Consider the following 17313-nt stretch of genomic DNA (forward strand, 5'->3'; position numbering starts at 1 on the left):
AAGAACATCTTGCTTCTGACAAACGAATAGAAGCTTCCAGGTAAACAAGAACTGCGGGAACCGCAGGGATCGCTTGCTCAACTTCACTTCGGATGAGGTGATTACGCAAGAATCCCCCACTTCAACGCAAATGCGTAAGTGGGGGAGTGTTCAATAGGGGAGTTCGCGTTTCTCAAGAGGTTTTGTTAAAGGAAGAAAGGGAAAACCCGATTACGCGCATCGTCGGCCGCTTGGAGATCCCATGCTATTTTGTGATGGGGAAGTACGATTATATGACCTCCGTTCGGGCGGCAAGAGCTTATTTCGAAACGCTGGAAGCTCCGGAGAAAGCTTTCGTTCTGTTCGAGCAATCCGCTCATTATCCGCAGTTCGAAGAGACGGAGCGATTCGCCGAATGGCTCGGGGAAACGTGGGAACGGCTCTCATCCACGCTAACGGCTTGATTCGGGGGCGGGCGAGATGGACGGCTATTCGTCCTCCCGGCCGCCCCGCCTATTACGAATCCGCGCGGCTGTCCGGAGCGCGATCGGCGACGACGGTCAAGACGACGCCGTGCTCCAGCAGCGCCTTAAGCGCGCACAGCACCATCGTAAATCCGCCCATGGAATCGATCGCCTCCATGACGATATCGTCCCCGCTCCCGGTGAAATTCGCGTTCGTGATCGTCACGAACGTCCCCTCGTTCCGAGGCGCGAACGTCCACTCCACGGCGCTGGCGTTCGGAGCTCCCCATTCGATGACGATACGTTCATTTTGTACGACCTGCTTGACCTCGACATCGGCGCCTACCCCGTACATTTCCCAATCCCAGCGAATCGTCTTGCCTTCCTCCAGCCTTCCGCTGCTTTTCGTGAACCAGAACTTTGTCGTAATCGCCGGATCTGCGAAAGCTTCGAATACTTGCTCGACCGGCTTTCGGATCAGCATTTGCGTTTGCGCCACGGGCGCGCGGGTGAGATGGATCATCGCTATGCTCCTTATTGGACAAGGTGGTTAAACGTATCTCCATTATAGCTAATGAACGAACGGCCTGCCTATCTCGGGTAGCGTCTGAACCGAGACTTTCGGCAGACATAACCGCAAAGCAGCGTCATTTTTGTACAAAGTAGCGTCACTTGCATTCGCTCTTCCTTGATATGCTAGGACCAGATAGAGCATAAGGAGGCAGGTAAGCATGTTAAATGTGGCGATCATCGGAGCTGGGGCGATTTCGGCGGCGCACATCGAGGGCTATTTGCGGTTTCCGGAGCGGTGCCGCATCGTGGCCATCTCCGATCTGTACGCGGACAAAGCGAGCCAACGAATCGAGCAATTCGGACTGAACGCGCGAGCGGTCGGCGATTATAAGGAGCTGCTGGGGGAAGACATCGACCTCGTCTCGATCTGCACGCCGCCTTACACGCACGCGGCGCTGGCGGAGGAATTCATGGAAGCGGGCTCGCATGTGATCGTGGAGAAACCGATGGCGTCTTCTCTCGAAGAGTGCGACCGGATGATCGAAGCCCGGCGGAGAACGGGGAAACGGTTGTCCGTCGTCGCCCAGAACCGCTTCAAGACGCCGATGATGAAGCTGAAGTCGGTGCTGGACGGCGGATTGATGGGCAGGATCGGCCATGTGCAAGTCGATTCCTTCTGGTGGCGGGGCCACTGCTATTACGATCTCTGGTGGCGCGGCACATGGGAGAAGGAAGGCGGCGGACCGACGCTGAACCACGCCGTTCATCATATCGACGCGCTGCTGTGGATGATGGGCAGTCCGACGGAGGTGCAGGCGTTCATGAGCAACGTCTCGCACGACAACGCCGAGGTCGAGGACATTTCCGTCGCGCTGCTGCGCTTCGGCAACGGTTCCTTGGGGCAAGTGACCAGCTCCGTCGTTCATCACGGCGAGGAGCAGCAATTGATTTTCCAGGGAGAAAAGGCGCGGGTGTCCGTCCCTTGGAAGGTAAAAGCGTCGAACTCGACGTCCAACGGCTTCCCCGAGCCGAACGAGGAGCTGGAGCAGCGGTTGCAGTCGCTGTATGACGAGCTGCCCGAGGTCGAGCACGAAGGGCACGCCGGACAGATCGACAACGTGCTGACGGCGATCGAGACCGGAGCGCCGCTGCTGATCGACGGCGAGAGCGGCCGGCAAACGCTGGAACTGATCACGGCTATCTATGCCTCCGCCAGCACAGGAGAGCTGGTCAAGCTTCCTCTGGACAAGGAGAACGCGTTCTACACCAGAGCCGGCATTCAGGCGAACGCGACGCATTTCTACGAAAAGAAGACGTCGGTCGACCATTTCGCGACGCAGACGATTACGACGGGCAGCAGCTATCGCGACGCGATCGTCGTCACGAACGCGGGACGGCGGTAACGTCGGGAGGCTTCAGCGCCAGCTTGCGGTATTGGTGCGGCGTGATTCCGTAATGGGATTTGAACAGCTTGCAGAAGTAGGAGCAGTTCGTCACTCCGATCGCTTCGCCGATGCGGGCGACGGCCTGATCCGTCGAGGTCAGCAGCTTGATCGCCTGCTGCAAGCGTCTCGCCGTGACGTAGTCGGAGATGCTGGAGCCGGTGCATTCCTTGAACAGATGGGACAGATGGTACGGCGACAGATGCAGCTCGGCGGCCATCTGCTTCAGGCGCAGCGGCTCGGCGTAATGGCTCTCCAGCCAGACGAGGATGCGCTCCGCCTGATGCACCTTGCGCGTGAGCCCCGAGCCGAGCTGTCCGGATCTCGTCTCCCAGATCGACTTGAAGGCATGGAAAAATTCGATCAGGAACAGAGAAAATTCCTCCGGCTCATCCCTCTTTCCGATCGAGGAGCGCTTGCGGTCGAAACGCTGAAGCAGCGCGTGAAGCGGATCGTTCTCGTCCAGGTTGTAGAGGCACGGATAAGAAAGCTTGCTCGTGTGGATTTGCTTGAAGAAGGCGAGCAGGCTGGGCCATTTATCGAAATAGTCTTCGTAGAGCGAAGGCTCGAACTGAATGACGGTGCGAACGAAAGGACTATGCGGCAGAATGTCCATCTGGATATGATGCAGTTGATAGGGCTGGAATACGCACAGCATGCCGGGCGCGATTTCATAGCTTTTCTGATCGACGACGAGGGTTCCGCTGCCCTCATGGATGATCAAAATCTCGATGCCCTGATGCGCGTGGAACGTGCCTTGAAACTGCTCGGAGTCGGCGCTTGTCCGCCGATAGGCATAGTAGAGCTTCATCTCGTTCAAATTGAAGGCTTGTACGTAGGTCATCCGAGTGCAGTCCTTTCCCTGTCCGAAGCTTGCGGGGCGTAATCTCCGATGGAGATAAGATACCATAAGAACGTCGCGAAGAGGAGGTCAATTTGCGCGAGAAGCCGTTTCTAGATGAGCGGTTTTCGCTGAAGAGCGAAGTCGCGATCAGGAATAGAGTCAAAAAAACTAGGAGGGATCATGCCGTGAAAATGGTATTCCGATGGTACGGAGAAGGCAACGATACGGTTACGCTGAAGCAGATCAGGCAGATTCCCGGCGTGGAGGGCATCGTATGGATGCTTCATGACGTGCCGGCGGGCGAGGAATGGCCGATGGACAAAATGATGGCCTACAAGCGGCTGTCCGAGCAGTCCGGCCTGCACCTGGAAGTCGTCGAGAGCGTGAACGTTCACGAGGACATCAAGCTGGGGCTGCCTTCGCGCGATCGCTATATCGAGAACTACAAGAAAACGATCGCGAAGCTGGCCTCCGTCGGCGTGAAGACGATCTGCTACAACTTCATGCCGGTGTTCGACTGGGCGCGGACGGATTTGTACAAGGAAATGGAAGACGGCTCGACGGCGTTGTTTTTCGAAAAGGCCAAAATCCGGGACATCGATCCGATGGAGCTCGTCCGCCAAATCGCCGACAACCCGGACTTTACGATGCCGGGCTGGGAGCCGGAACGGCTCGGCAGGCTGAGCGAATTGTTCGACGCTTACCGGGGCGTGACCGAGGACGATTTGCGCAGCAATCTTCGCTACTTCCTGGAGCAAGTCGTTCCCGTCGCCGAGCATTACGACATTAAAATGGGCATCCACCCCGACGATCCGCCGTTCTCCATTTTCGGCTTGCCCCGCATCGTCAAAAACAGGGACGACATCCGCCGCATTCTGGACTTCGTGGACAGCCCGTCGAACGGAGTAACGCTGTGCAGCGGGTCGCTGGGCGCGAATCCCGACAACGATATCGCGGCGATGGTCAAGGAATTCGCGGGCCGTATCCCGTTCGCTCATATCCGCAATGTGAAGGTGTACGACAACGGCGACTTTATCGAGACTTCGCACCGCACCCAGGACGGCTCGGTCGATATCGCGGGCATCGTGCGGGCGTATGCCGAAACCGGCTTTACCGGCTACGCGAGACCGGATCACGGACGGCACATCTGGGACGAGAAGTGCCGCCCCGGTTACGGCTTGTACGACAGAGCGCTCGGCATCATGTATCTGTGGGGAGTCTGGGACTCGGTTATGCGGGAGAAAAAAGCGATAGCGGAGGGGAGCGGCCGATGACGTCTTATAAGGAAAGGTTGCGCGGAAAAGTCGCCGTTATTACCGGAGGAAGCGGCGTGCTGTGCTCGGAGATGGCGAAGGAGCTGGCCCGATACGGGGTCAAGGTGGCCGTGCTCAACCGGAGCGCGGAAAAAGGGCAGGCCGTGGCCGATGCCATCAACGCCTCAGGAGGCGAAGCGATCTCCGTCGCCTGCAACGTGCTGGACGCGGACAGCGTGACGCAGGCGGACCGAATCGTGACGGAGACGCTCGGGAGCTGCGACATTTTGATCAACGGCGCGGGCGGCAACCATCCCGACGGGGTGACGAGCAAGGAGATTTTCCAGGCGGAGGATTTGAACCGGCCGGACGTCAAAACGTTTTTCAACCTGACGGTGGACGGATTTTCCTCGGTGCTGAATCTGAACTTCCTCGGGACGCTCATTCCGACGCAAATTTTCGCGAAACGAATGATCGGCAAGCAAGGCGCGGTCGTCATCAACATTTCCTCTATGAGCGCGCCGAGTCCGATGACGAAGGTGCCGGCCTACAGCGCGGCTAAGGCAGCCATCGACAACTTCACGCAGTGGCTCGCCGTGCATATGGCCGAAGCAGGCATCCGGGTGAACGCGATCGCGCCGGGCTTTTTCCTGACGGAGCAAAACCGCCGGCTGCTCAGGAACGAAGACGGGACGCTGACGGAACGTTCCCACAAAATCATTACGCATACGCCGATGAGAAGATTCGGGGAGCCCAAGGACCTGCTCGGCACGCTGCTGTGGCTCGTTGACGACTCCGCCTCCGGCTTCGTGACGGGCGTCACCGTACCGGTCGACGGCGGGTTTATGGCTTATTCGGGGGTTTGAGGCTGTGCTGTCGGCGAACTGGCTCGGGAGGCCGGAGCTTCGAGGCCGAGAATGTCCCCGATCGAAAGTCGGCAAACGCAGTGAAAGATAGGTGTAGCATTGACGGTCGGTAGGCCGCGTGCTACACTTTTCTTATCGATAAAATTATCGATAATCTTATCGATAACATAAATGAGGGATGCGCCATTTCGTTTCGATTGGACGAACGGGGAACTTCGCTGAGCGAGCAAGTGTATTTGGGTTTGCGGGAAGCGATCGTCAGGGGGGAGCTCTCGCCGGGTTATCGGCTGCTCGTGCTGGAGATCGCCAACGCTCTGGGTATCAGCCAGGCTCCGGTCAGGGAAGCGATGGAGCGGTTGAAGCAGGAAGGGCTGCTCGTCGGCAAAGCCAACAAAGGCTCGATCGTCGCCGAGATCAAGCAGGAGGAGATCGAGGAGCTTTACGATTTGCGGGAGCTGATTGAATGGGATGCCGTGCGCAAGTCGATTCCGCGGCTGGACGAGGAAGATTTCCGAAAGCTGTCCGACATCTACGAAGGGATGGTCCAGGCGGCGCGGGAGGACGACTTGTTCGGGTTCATCGATCTGGATATGGCCTTCCACGGCTACTTCTTCGAGAAGTCGGGCAATCGGACGATTCTCCAGATATGGCGGCAGATCGCGGTGAAGCTGAAACGGTTTCTGGCCATTACGAACAAGCTTTATTTTCCGGACCTGATGTCGATCGCCGTCGGCCACACGCCGCTGATCGAGGTGCTGAAGACCGGAGACGAGGATGAAATCAAGCGGCTGTACGTGCTCCATATGAAGGAAGTCTGGTGGAGAATGGGGCGCAACAAGCAGATGAGCTAGGCCGGTTGAACCAAGAGACGCCGAAGAGATGACCAAGTATAGAACTTTCGGGGGAGGCAGGAGCAATGAGCGTACACAAGGAAGCGGAAGAAGCGGCATACCGTCCCGAGGTGGTGACGTTTGGAGAGACGATGGGGCTGCTCATCGGCGGGCCGAAAGGCATCGAGCACAGCGCCAGCCTGGACAAGTCGTTCGGAGGCGCGGAGAGCACCGTCGCGATGGGATTGGCTCGGCTCGGGCACCGGGTCGGCTGGTTCGGCCTGCTCGGCGACGATCCGATGGGACGTCTTATCGTGAAGACGATCCGCGGGGAAGGCGTCGATGTCTCTCGGGCCAAGCTGGTAGCCGACGCACCGACCGGACTGATCTTGCGCGAGCAGCTTGCCGGCAAGATGTCGGTCTATTATTACCGCAAGTTTTCCGCGGCAAGCCGAATGAGGCCGGAGGATCTGGACGCGGAGTACATCTCGCAGGCCAAGTTTCTGCATTTGACGGGCATTACGCCCGCCCTTAGCCCGAACTGCCTGGAGACGGTCCGCGAAGCGATCCGCATCGCCAAGGCCAATGGGGTGAAGGTGGTATTCGACCCGAATTTGCGGCTTAAGCTGTGGGGGCTCGACGAAGCCAGAAAGACGCTGCTGGAGTTTGCCGAGGAGGCGGATTACTTCCTTCCCGGACTGGACGAGTTGAAGCTGCTGTACGAGACGGACGATTTCGACGAGATCGTCGGCAGGCTGAGACGATTAAAGGCCCAGTCGATTCTCAAAGGCGGAGACGACGAGACTTACGTGATCAAGCCGGACGAGGTCGTTGCCGTTCCTTATTTCAAGGCGAAGCATTTCGTCGATCCGATCGGGGCCGGGGACGGCTTCTGCGCCGGGTTCCTGTCCGGAATATTACGCGGATTCGATCCGGTCGAGGCGGTGCGGCTGGGTAATTTGGTCGGCTCGCTCGTCGTGCAGATGATCGGCGATTGGGAAGGCTTGCCGACCCGCGAGGAAGCGGACGCCGTATTGAACAATAAAGCTCATGTGGAACGCTAACTAATCATACCTAAGGGACTGGAAAGGCGGAAAATCAGATGAAGAAGCTTCAAACGATCCAAAGCGTAGTCGAACAGGGCGTCGTCGCCGTATTGCGGGGCAAAGACGCGAACGAAGTCGCCGAAATGGCGGAACAGGCGATCGCGGGCGGCATTAAGGCGATCGAGATCACGATGACGGTGCCGTCGGCGCTTAAGGCGATCGAGAAGCTGGCCGCGAAATATTCCAGCACGGCGAGCGACCCGGACAAGTTCGCGATTATCGGCGTCGGCACGGTGCTCGATCCGGAGACGGCGCGCGCCGCCATTCTGAGCGGCTCCGAATTCGTTGTCGGCCCGTCGCTTAACCCGGCGACCGTCGCGCTGTGCAACCGGTACCGGATTCCCGTGATGCCGGGCGTCATGACGATCAAGGAAATCCAGGAGGCGCTGGAGCTGGGCGTCGATATCGTCAAGCTGTTCCCGAGCACGACCCCGTCGGCGATCAAGGCGATCAAAGGCCCGTTGCCGCAAGCGAACATTATGCCGACCGGAGGCGTAACGCTGGACAATGTCGGCGAGTGGATCGCGGCGGGGGCGGTTGCCGTCGGCATCGGCTCCGACCTGACGAACGAAGCGGCCAAGAAGGGCGATCCGAGCCTGATTGCCGCGCGCGCCGCCCAGTACGTGCAGGCGTTCAAGGCGGCCAGAGGCCGATAAGCGGGCCGAAGTCGCGTCTTGACGGATTGCGGCAGCCAGCCTGCAAGGTTCTCCGAGCGTTATAGAGAGGAGAGCGCTAGACCTGCCTGCCGATTGAATGCGGTTCGGCAGGTTTTTTGCGTTGTCGCCAGGGGACGGATTATTTTTTATCCCGATTGGTCGTTTTGTATTTGTTTCCTTTGTTGTCGTAGGTGACCCATTCGCCGACGGGTTCGCCCATGTCGAAATGTCCGGAACGCTTTAACGTCCCATCCGCACGATACCACTCCCAGTAACCGTCCGGAGCATCGCCGACCATTTTTCCTTTCGACCAAATCGTATTTCCGTTGGCGTGGTATTTGATCGTCAAACCCTCTACCACTTCCATTTCCTTTTCCTTGACGCCGTTAGGATGGATCAAATCGCACTTTTCCTTCTCCACTATGCTTACCTCCCTATGATTGGAATGATTCCGTGGCGGCGAGCCGTACGCGGACTCGCGATGCGCTTAAATCTTACCATAGGATGTTCTTGTCGTCACTTTATGGCCGGTCGCGTCGATCCATTGGCGGAGAATCATAAGCGTATAATAATGTGATTATGGAAAATGATGGCGTTTTCTTTGATTTTTTCGCCTGATTTCGCTATGATGGAGAAGTAACGACAAATACCACTCTAATGAAGCGGAGGTGTCCATAGGATGGATATCGTGGAGCAAATCGACAAAATTAATCGGCAGTTGACCGTGAACGGATATAAGCTGACGCCGCAGCGCGAGATTACGCTAAAAGTGCTGCTGGAGAACGAGAGCGATCATCTAAGCGCCGAAGATGTGTTCATGCTGGTGCGACAGAAGTTTCCGGAGATCGGCTTGGCTACGGTATACCGGACTTTGGAGCTGCTCGCGGAATTGCATATCGTGCAGAAGATGAACTTCGGAGACGGCGTCGCTCGTTTCGACCTCAGGCAGGAGGGGCACGATCATATGCATCACCACCTCGTCTGCAAGGTGTGCGGCGCGCTGGAGGAAATTCAGGACGACTGGCTGCTCGAGCTGGAGCAGCGCGTCGCCAACGAATACGGGTTCAAGGTCACCGACCATCGTCTTGATTTCATGGGCGTCTACCAGACTTGCAAACACGACAGCAAAACGTGCAAGAGAACGGGGAAAGCCGTTTCTTGAGCAGCGATAATCAAACCTGCCAGCCGCTTCGTCGCGGTTAGGCAGGTTTTTTTACGTTAGGCCCCGGGGAGTGGCGATACTATTGGCATGTAAGTCGGCAGGGAATCCGGCGGCGAGTGCAGCTCCATGGGCGCTATGGGGGAGTAGCAGGCGGGAAAAGTGTGCGAATTTACAAACAAAAGTGCCGGATTGTTACGTTGTGACTATAATGAAAGCGCTTTACAATGAACATGTAAATCAAACAAGGGAGGACATCGGGATGAGAAAGAAATGGGCGGGCGCATTGGCCGTACTGCTGGCGGGAAGCGTGATCGCGGCGGGTTGCGGCTCCGACGGCAAGGGCAAGGAGGGCGGAAAATCGAATTCGCTGACGCTGTATTACTCGCACGCGGCGGATTGGTCCGATCCGATCGTGAAGGAGTTCCAGGAGAAGACCGGCATCACGGTCAACCTCGTCGGGGCCGGTACGGGCGAGCTGATCGCGAGAATCCGCGCCGAGAAGGAAAATCCGCTGGGCGACGTGCTGTGGGGCGGTTTCGTGGACGGTTACGCGGTCGTCGACGATCTGCTGGAGCCGTACAAAAGCACCGAGCTCGACAGCCTGATCCCCGAGGCGAAAAGTCCGAACAACACATGGTACGGCTTTAACCTGGAGCCGATGGTCATTATCTACAATCCGAAGCTCGTGAAGGAAGAGGAAGCTCCGAAGAGCTGGGAAGATCTGACCGATCCGAAATGGAAGGGCAAAATCGCCCACGCCGATCCGGTCAAGTCGGGGTCTTCGTTCACGGCCGTCGTTAACATGATTTTGTCCAAACCCGACCGCGAGCAGGGGATGGATCTGATCAAGCGGTTCGTCGACAATCTGGACGGCAAGCTGATCAGCAGCTCCTCCGGCACGTTCAAGGGCGTCGCGGACGGCGAATACAGCGTCGGCGTGACGTACGAGCAAGGCGCGCTGAAATACGTCGAATCCGGAGCGGATCTGGAGATCGTCTATCCTTCCGACGGCAACACTCTGCTGACATCCGGCCTCGGTATCGTCAAAGGCGCGAAAAACATGGAGAACGCCCAGAAGTTCGTCGACTTCCTGCTCAGCAAGGACGTTCAATCCCATATCGGGGACATCTATCGCCGCACGGTTCGGACGGATCTGCAGGAGCCCAAGGGCATGGTTCCGCTCAGCCAGCTCGTGAAAGTCGAATACGACATGGAATGGGCGATCGCCAACAAAGAGATGATCACGAAGAAGTGGAAGGAATTTGTGGTCGGGCAGTAATCCAGCAATCTATATAGGTTGAACCAATGAAAGGCAAGCCCATTGCATTTCGAAAGGGATGGCTTTGCCGGCTTCAGGCAGGTTGTTTTGAGTTGCTTGGATCGATAAGACCTTCGTAGGTATGCAACTCAAAGCCAATACTCGCGGCAAACCATTCCCTTTCTCCATTTCATTGGGTCCGCCCTTGACGCATCCTTGGTTCAACTACGAGACAGGAGTGATCAGATGAGCCACAGCGTAACCTTCCGCAATCTGACGAAGAGATACGGAGACAACACGGCGGTAGACGGCATTGATTTTTCCATTAAGGAAGGCGAATTTTTCACCATTCTCGGCCCGTCGGGCTGCGGCAAAACGACGCTGCTCCGCATGATCGCGGGCTTCAATTCGATCGAAGACGGACAGATCCTGTTCGACGACCGGGTCATGAACGACATTCCCGCTTACCAGCGAAATATCGGGATGGTGTTCCAGAACTACGCCATCTTTCCACATATGACGATCCAGAAGAACGTCGCGTACGGGCTGAAGGCGCGCAAGCTGCCGAAGGCGGACATCGCCGAGCGGGTCGGCGACATGCTGAAGCTGATGCACATCGAGAAGTATCGCGACCGTGATCCGTCCCAGCTCAGCGGCGGACAGCAGCAGCGGGTCGCGCTGGCTCGGGCGCTCGTCATCCATCCGACGATCCTGCTCATGGACGAACCGCTCAGCAACCTGGACGCCAAGCTGAGAATCGACATGCGCATCGCCATCAAAAAGATTCAGAAAGATCTGAACATTACGACGATCTACGTGACGCACGACCAGGAGGAAGCGCTGGCGATGTCCGACCGGATCGCGGTCATGAACGCGGGCGTCGTCGAGCAGATCGGCACGCCGCTGGAAATCTATTCGAAGCCCGCGACAGCGTTCGTAGCTGGCTTCATCGGCACGACGAACTTCCTGGACGGTACGTTGTCCGGTGCGGGCAGCTCCGCCGTCACCAGCGTCCCGGGTGCGGGCGAGCCGGCGGCAGTCGACATAAGGGACGTCGGGAAGATCCCCGTCGGCGCGAGGAAGACGACGTCCGGTGAAATCCGTCTCGCCATCCGTCCGGAGGACATCCACCTGGCCGAGCCGAGCGAGGGCGAGCCGCAAGGGCGCGTCACGCTCGTCACGTTCCTCGGCGACTACATCAGCTATGAGGTCGAGCTTGGCGGCGGTCAGACCGTAGAGGTGAACGAATATGCCAAAGATACCGAAGTGCTTCGCTCCGTCGGCGACCGGGTCGGCATTCGTTTTAACCTTGGCAAGCTGCATCTGTACCGTCCCGGCACGGGGGAGGCGATCGTATGAGCAGCCCTGCGATCGGACCGGCAATCGGACAGGGCGGAACGCGCAGAAGGTGGAGGAAGCCGTCGTTCTGGATCATCGTCAGCCTGACGCTGCTCGCGCTGATGATCGTGTTTCTCGTCTACCCGTTCTCCTCGCTGTTCCTGAAGAGCTTCTACCACCCGGAGACGCACCGGCTGAGCTTCGTGAACTTCATCGACTTTTTCACGACGCCCTATTACTTCAACACGCTTAAGCATAGCTTGACGGTCTCGGCGCTGACGACGGTGCTGGCGACGCTGATCGGCGTTCCGATGGCCTACATCATGACGAGGTTTAACGTATGGGGCAAATCCGTCATCAACATCATGATCGTGCTGAGCCTGCTGTCCCCGCCGTTCATCGGTGCGTACTCGTGGATTTTGCTGCTCGGGCGCAACGGCTTCGTGACGAACCTGTTCGAGCAGATCGGCATCGTGCTTCCGACGATCTACGGCTTTCAAGGCATGCTTCTCGTGTTCACGCTTAAGCTGTTCCCGTTCGTCTACATGTACGTTTCCGGAGCGCTCTCCAATATGGACAGCTCGCTGGAGGAGGCGGCCGAGAATCTCGGGATGTCCCGCATCCGCAAGCTGCTGACGCTGACGTTCCCGGTCATCGTGCCGTCGATCAGCGCCGGCGCGATCGTCGTCTTCATGACCTCGCTCGCCGACTTCGGCACGCCGCTGCTCATCGCGGAAGGCTACAAGGTGCTGCCGGTCGTCGTCTACGAGGAGTTCATGAGCGACATAGGGGGCGACGTCTATCTGGCCAGCACGCTGAGCACCGTCATCGTCCTGTGCGCGCTGCTCGTGCTGTTCGTCCAGAAGTATATCGTCTCGCGCAAAAACTACCGCATGAGCGCCCTGCGCCCGCCCGCCGTTCAGAAGCTGAAGCTGGGCAAGCGCTCGCTGCTGACGGCAATTGCCTTCGCGGTGTCGCTGCTGGCGGTCACGCCGCAGATCGTCGTGTTCATCACGTCCTTCATCAAGACGCGCGGCCCGCTGTTCGTGAGCGGCTTCAGCCTGGACAGCTACAGGGCGATCGGCTTCAAGCTGTCGAAGAACATCGCCAATACGTTCTATTTTGCCAGCATCGCCATCGTCATCATGGTCGTTGTCGGCCTGCTGCTGAGCTACGTCGTCGTCCGCAGGAGATCGGTGCTGTCCTCGCTGCTCGACTCGCTGGCGATGTTCCCGTACGTCATTCCCGGCTCCGTGCTCGGGATCGGGCTCATTACCGCCTTCAACAAGGCGCCGCTCATTCTGACCGGAACGGTAACGATCATCGTCGTGTCGTACGTTATCCGCAAGCTGCCGTTTATTCTGCGATCGAGCACCGCGATTTTGTACCAGATCGATCCGAGCATCGAGGAAGCGTCGATCAGCCTCGGGGTTCCGCCAATGCGGACCTTTTTTAAGACGACTGCGGTGCTGATGCTGCCCGGACTGTTCTCCGGCGCCATCCTGAGCTGGGTGCAGACGATCAACGAGCTTAGCTCCACGCTGATTCTGTTCTCGGGCAAGACGGGGACGATCTCGGTCGCGATTTTCACGGAAATATTCAAGGACAGCTTCGGCACGGCGGCGGCGCTGGCATCGATTCTGTCGGTGGCGACGGTCGTCTCGCTGATCATTTTCAATAAATTTTCCGGCGGCAGAAGCGTTATGATGTAGAGGTGGACATCGGAGGGAGAGAGAACGAATTATGGAACATCTGATGGAAAAGACGATCGCCTGCGTGCGGGCGGCCGGAGAGATCGTTCGCAATGGAAGCAAAGAGCTTAGCGTTGAGGAGAAAGGGTTCGCCAATTACGTCACGAATATCGATTTGGCGGTGCAGCGGGAGCTGAACGAGGCGTTAAACGCACTGGAGCCGGAAGCCGAGTTCATCTCGGAGGAGAACGAGACGAACGACTATGCGACACGGAAGGCGAAATGGATTCTCGATCCGATCGACGGCACGACCAATCTGATCCACGGTTACCCGCACGTCGCGATTTCCGTCGCGTACGTCGGACCGGAGCGGCGCTTCGGCATCGTCTACAATCCGTTTAACGGGGAGCTGTTCGCCGCGCTGTCCGGCGCCGGGGCATGGTTGAACGGGGAGCGGCTGTCCGTATCGCGCAATGCCGCGCCCGGGGATTGTATCTTCGGGTTCGGCTTTCCATACGAGCGGCAGGTGTCCGCGCCGAGGATGTTCCGCGCCGCGGAGAAGGTGTTCGCCGCCTGTCAGGACCTCAAACGCAAGGGACCGGCGTCGCTGGATCTGGCCTACGTGGCGGCGGGCCGAATCGACGGCTACTTCGAGGTCGACTTGAACGTGTGGGACGTGGCGGCCGGGCTGATCCTGCTGGAGGAGGCCGGGGGACGGGCGTCGGATTGGCAGGGCAAGCCGCTGCCCGAAGCGCTGGACAAAACCGGCTTGATCGCGACGAACGGACTCGTGCACGACGAACTGACCAGGCTGATTCAAGCCGCCGGATAAACGCTCCGCGTTCCGCTGCCAAGCGTTAACGGTTGCGCTTCTTCTGGCGGATACGTTATCCTGCTAATAGAAGACAGCGGACGACCGAATACGTTCGACAGCCGAGAATCGCCTAAGGAGATCATCCGCATGCGGAAATCGTTAAGCTTCTACAACAAGCTGCTTATTTTCTTCGTTCTGGTCGGCGTCATCCCGCTGCTCATCATCGGATCGATGACGTACGGCTTCTCGAAGCGATTTTTCCTCGAACAGTACCGCCAGCAGCTGCACGACAAAGTGGCGGGAGCGGCCGAGAGGTTCGACGCGCTGGCGGAAGAGTACGGCGGCATCATGAATACGATCGGCGAGCTGTCGGAGGTGCGGCAGGCGCTGCTCGGCGGCAGCGCCGAACTGAAGAAAAACGTCGAGCAGCGCATGCATCTGCTGCTGGCGGGCAAGAAAAACAAAGCGGCCATTTACATGATCAACGCCGACGGCAGCGTCCACTATTCGACCCGGGAGCTGCCGTCGATCTACAATCCGGCCAAATACCGCGGGTGGGGCATCTTCCGCACCGCCCATGAGGCGGAGGGCGAGATTCGCGTGTATCCGCACGCGTACGACAGTCCCCAAGGGGACAAAGTCGTGCTCAGTCTCGTTCAGACGCTGCATTCGTCGTCCGGGGAGCTGCTCGGCTACCTGATCGTCGATTTTCCGCGGGCTTTGATCGCCGACGTCGTAAGCGCTTACGACGCTCCGTTCGCGATGGACTTCGTCGTGCTGGACAGACATGCCTACACGGTGATCCATACGAAGCAGCCCGAGAGGGAAGGGACGCTGGAGCGCGAGCCCGGGGAGATCGGCAGCGGCCACCTGCTGCAGATCGTGCCTTCGGAACGGCTCGGCTTGTCCGTCTACGGCTATTCTCCGGCGGCCATCGTAGAGCAGAGCATGGGGTTCATACAGACGCTGTTCGCCGTTGCCGCGGCGGTCAGCCTCGTCATCTGTCTCTGGTTCGCCTATAAGCTGTCGAAATACGTGTCCAAGCCGATTTTCGAGCTGGCGCATTCGATGAAGCGCATCTCGATGGGCGATCTCTCGGTTCGGATCGAGTCCCGCCGCGTCGACGAATTCGGCATCGTCGCCAGCGGCTTTAACGCCATGGCGACGCAGATCAAGGATCTGATCGCCAGCGCCAAGGACGAGCAGCGGCGGCTTCGCGTCGCCGAGATCAAGGCGCTTCAGGCGCAGCTTAATCCCCATTTTATCTATAACACGCTCGATCTGATCAAATGGAACGCCAAGATGAACCAGACGAAGGAAATCGGCGGCATCGTCGTTCAACTCGCCAGGCTGCTGCGGGGAATGATTCACGTGGACGACGAGGAGACGACGCTGGGCGCGGAGATGGAGCTGATCGAGCACTATTTGTATATTCAGCGCATTCGGTTCGCGGATCGGCTGCGCGTCGATATTCGCATCGACGACGATGCGCTGGACGCCGTCATCCCCCGGCTGCTGCTCCATCCCCTCGTCGAGAACGCGATCGTGCACGGCTTCGAGAATAAGGTCGGCAGCGTCGATCTGAGCCTCGTCTGTCTGAGACGCGGGGACGAGCTGCATCTGGAGATCGCGGACAACGGCATCGGAATGGACGAAGAGACGCTGGCCGCCATTCGCGAGGGGACGCATCACGGCGGCATCGGGATCAGCAACGTGCATAATCGGATTCGGCTTTACTACGGGGAAGCCTACGGGCTAGACATCGAGAGCGAAGCCGGAGCCGGCACCCGGGTGTCGCTGCGGATTCCGTATCGCCGGAAGGAGGAGACGGCATGATCAAAATCATGGTCATCGAGGACGAGCAGCTGCTGCGCAAAGGCCTGGTCATGACGACGCCGTGGCACGACTACGGCTGCGAGGTGATCGGGGAAGTGGGAGACGGACTGGAGGGCGCGAGGTTGATCGGCAAGCTGCGTCCGGACATCGTCATCACCGACATCCGCATGCCGGGCATGGACGGCATCGAAATGATGCGCAAGGTGCGAGAGACGAGCGATACGGAGTTTATTCTCATTACCGGCTTCAGCGATTTCAAGTACGCCAAGGCGGCCGTCGATCTCGGGGCGCAGGGGTTCATCCTGAAGCCGATCGACGACGCGGAGCTGGACGCCGTGCTGGCGAAGACGGTGGAAGCGGTCGGCCGCAAGCGCAAGTACGATCTGGCGCTGCGGCGGGAACGTTCGGCGGAGAGCGTCGGCTTGCCGGGCAAGCTGGCTCCCGGAGGCGGCGCGAAGCCGAACGACCGGTATTTGGCCGAGGCGATCGCGTATATCGAGGCGAACGTGGAGCGCAATTTCTCGCTCAAGAACATCGCCGATCATCTGCATATCAGCGAAAGCTACCTGAGCAAGCTGTTCAAGAATAAAACTTCGTATACGTTCCTCGAATACTGCACCAACTACCGGATCAAAAAAGCCGCGGAGCTGCTCATGGACGAGCGGAACAAGGTGTACGAGATCGCGGACAAGGTCGGCTATCCCGACTCACGCTATTTCAGCACCCTGTTCAAGAAACAGATCGGCCTGACCCCCACCGAATTCCGCCAATATTACGTCCCCGAACCCGCGGGAACGACACGAGAGCCGTAAGCGCACGCCGCTTGCGGCTTTTTGGGGCGCCATTCGGGAGACGAAGCTCGATTTTTTAGCACAATGGCATGCCCAATGTGAAATGCGGATGTAGAGATCCGGTGGCGGAGTTTATCGTTCTCTGCCTCTTTTGCCGGTATCCCGTCCAGTCAGGTTGGTCGTTCGCCTCTGGGAGATCGGATTCGAATGACATATCCTCCATTTCCCGGTATCCCAACGGCTCAGATATATGGTTAGCGGCGTTTAGCGATAAGCTCTCCGTTTCTATCAGTGGATCATCCTCCCGATCCGGATTAGATTGTGAAAGAGTGGATGCAATCGGTACGCGATTGGACGTAACTCTCAACTGACTCAAAGGGATAGCGGCAAAAGGGGAGAAAAAGCGGTAGGACTGGTGGCGTGAACTGAATGGAGGGGATAACGACAAAGTGTTTCGCTGAATGACGGCG

General features: G+C 58.3%; 17 protein-coding genes. 14 read left to right on the plus strand and 3 right to left on the minus strand.

From position 1 onward, the window contains the following. The first annotated feature begins 182 nt into the window (after positions 1 to 182). The gene (locus ACESLM_RS27880; RefSeq protein WP_372637282.1) at positions 183 to 443 is read left to right on the plus strand and encodes an alpha/beta fold hydrolase; all 261 of its coding nucleotides are present in this window, start codon (positions 183 to 185) and stop codon (positions 441 to 443) included. 52 nt (positions 444 to 495) lie between these two features. Here the strand turns inward: ACESLM_RS27880 and ACESLM_RS27885 are convergent, their stop codons facing one another. After that, positions 496 to 966 (minus strand): SRPBCC family protein, encoded by a 471-nt coding sequence (locus ACESLM_RS27885; protein ID WP_372637285.1) that lies wholly within the window; start codon positions 964 to 966, stop codon positions 496 to 498. 208 nt (positions 967 to 1174) lie between these two features. On the opposite strand from ACESLM_RS27885, the gene ACESLM_RS27890 reads away from it, so the two are divergent. Then, entirely contained in the window at positions 1175 to 2359 is a 1185-nt protein-coding gene (locus ACESLM_RS27890) for a Gfo/Idh/MocA family protein (RefSeq protein ID WP_372637288.1), read from the plus strand. Here the strand turns inward: ACESLM_RS27890 and ACESLM_RS27895 are convergent. Continuing rightward, complete coding sequence (locus tag ACESLM_RS27895) at positions 2337 to 3242, minus strand: helix-turn-helix domain-containing protein (protein WP_372637290.1); 906 nt, start codon at positions 3240 to 3242, stop codon at positions 2337 to 2339. The two genes, ACESLM_RS27890 and ACESLM_RS27895, sit on opposite strands and share 23 nt — an antisense overlap. Positions 3243 to 3427: 185 nt before the next feature. On the opposite strand from ACESLM_RS27895, the gene uxuA reads away from it, so the two are divergent. From uxuA to ACESLM_RS27920, 5 genes are all read left to right on the plus strand, one after another. After that, positions 3428 to 4516: a mannonate dehydratase gene (gene uxuA / locus ACESLM_RS27900; protein WP_372637293.1), complete on the plus strand. Its 1089-nt coding sequence runs from the start codon at positions 3428 to 3430 to the stop codon at positions 4514 to 4516. Further along, complete coding sequence (locus ACESLM_RS27905; protein WP_372637296.1) at positions 4513 to 5361, plus strand: SDR family oxidoreductase; 849 nt, start codon at positions 4513 to 4515, stop codon at positions 5359 to 5361. The genes uxuA and ACESLM_RS27905 overlap by 4 nt, the downstream gene beginning before the upstream one ends. 197 nt (positions 5362 to 5558) lie before the next feature. Further along, positions 5559 to 6212, plus strand: coding sequence for a GntR family transcriptional regulator (locus ACESLM_RS27910; protein WP_372637299.1), 654 nt, complete (start codon positions 5559 to 5561; stop codon positions 6210 to 6212). Positions 6213 to 6277: 65 nt separating this feature from the next. Further along, positions 6278 to 7255: a sugar kinase gene (locus ACESLM_RS27915; RefSeq protein WP_372637302.1), complete on the plus strand. Its 978-nt coding sequence runs from the start codon at positions 6278 to 6280 to the stop codon at positions 7253 to 7255. Between the two features lie 38 nt (positions 7256 to 7293). Next, positions 7294 to 7953: a bifunctional 2-keto-4-hydroxyglutarate aldolase/2-keto-3-deoxy-6-phosphogluconate aldolase gene (locus tag ACESLM_RS27920; RefSeq protein ID WP_372637305.1), complete on the plus strand. Its 660-nt coding sequence runs from the start codon at positions 7294 to 7296 to the stop codon at positions 7951 to 7953. Between the two features lie 139 nt (positions 7954 to 8092). Here the strand turns inward: ACESLM_RS27920 and ACESLM_RS27925 are convergent, their stop codons facing one another. Next, a complete protein-coding gene (locus tag ACESLM_RS27925) occupies positions 8093 to 8374 on the minus strand; it encodes a toxin-antitoxin system YwqK family antitoxin (protein ID WP_372637308.1) in 282 nt (93 codons plus the stop codon). A 258-nt stretch (positions 8375 to 8632) separates the two neighbouring features. Between ACESLM_RS27925 and fur the strand changes: the two genes are divergently transcribed. The 7 genes from fur to ACESLM_RS27960 all read left to right on the plus strand — a co-directional run bounded on the left by fur (position 8633) and on the right by ACESLM_RS27960 (position 16864). After that, complete coding sequence (fur, locus tag ACESLM_RS27930; RefSeq protein ID WP_372637310.1) at positions 8633 to 9115, plus strand: ferric iron uptake transcriptional regulator; 483 nt, start codon at positions 8633 to 8635, stop codon at positions 9113 to 9115. A 259-nt stretch (positions 9116 to 9374) separates the two neighbouring features. After that, the gene (locus ACESLM_RS27935) at positions 9375 to 10394 is read left to right on the plus strand and encodes an ABC transporter substrate-binding protein (protein WP_372637313.1); all 1020 of its coding nucleotides are present in this window, start codon (positions 9375 to 9377) and stop codon (positions 10392 to 10394) included. A 225-nt stretch (positions 10395 to 10619) separates the two neighbouring features. Beyond that, positions 10620 to 11732 (plus strand): ABC transporter ATP-binding protein, encoded by a 1113-nt coding sequence (locus tag ACESLM_RS27940; protein ID WP_372637316.1) that lies wholly within the window; start codon positions 10620 to 10622, stop codon positions 11730 to 11732. Further along, entirely contained in the window at positions 11729 to 13423 is a 1695-nt protein-coding gene (locus ACESLM_RS27945) for an ABC transporter permease (protein ID WP_372637319.1), read from the plus strand. The genes ACESLM_RS27940 and ACESLM_RS27945 overlap by 4 nt, the downstream gene beginning before the upstream one ends. Before the next feature lie 31 nt (positions 13424 to 13454). Further along, positions 13455 to 14234 (plus strand): inositol monophosphatase family protein, encoded by a 780-nt coding sequence (locus ACESLM_RS27950; RefSeq protein WP_372637321.1) that lies wholly within the window; start codon positions 13455 to 13457, stop codon positions 14232 to 14234. A gap of 129 nt (positions 14235 to 14363) precedes the next feature. Continuing rightward, positions 14364 to 16052, plus strand: coding sequence for a cache domain-containing sensor histidine kinase (locus tag ACESLM_RS27955; protein WP_372637324.1), 1689 nt, complete (start codon positions 14364 to 14366; stop codon positions 16050 to 16052). Next, positions 16049 to 16864, plus strand: coding sequence for a response regulator transcription factor (locus tag ACESLM_RS27960; RefSeq protein ID WP_372637326.1), 816 nt, complete (start codon positions 16049 to 16051; stop codon positions 16862 to 16864). Before ACESLM_RS27955 ends, ACESLM_RS27960 begins: the two co-directional genes overlap by 4 nt. Positions 16865 to 17313: the final 449 nt, after the last annotated feature.

It is taken from the genome of Cohnella sp. (assembly GCF_041641335.1).
GTDB lineage: Bacteria > Bacillota > Bacilli > Paenibacillales > Paenibacillaceae > Cohnella.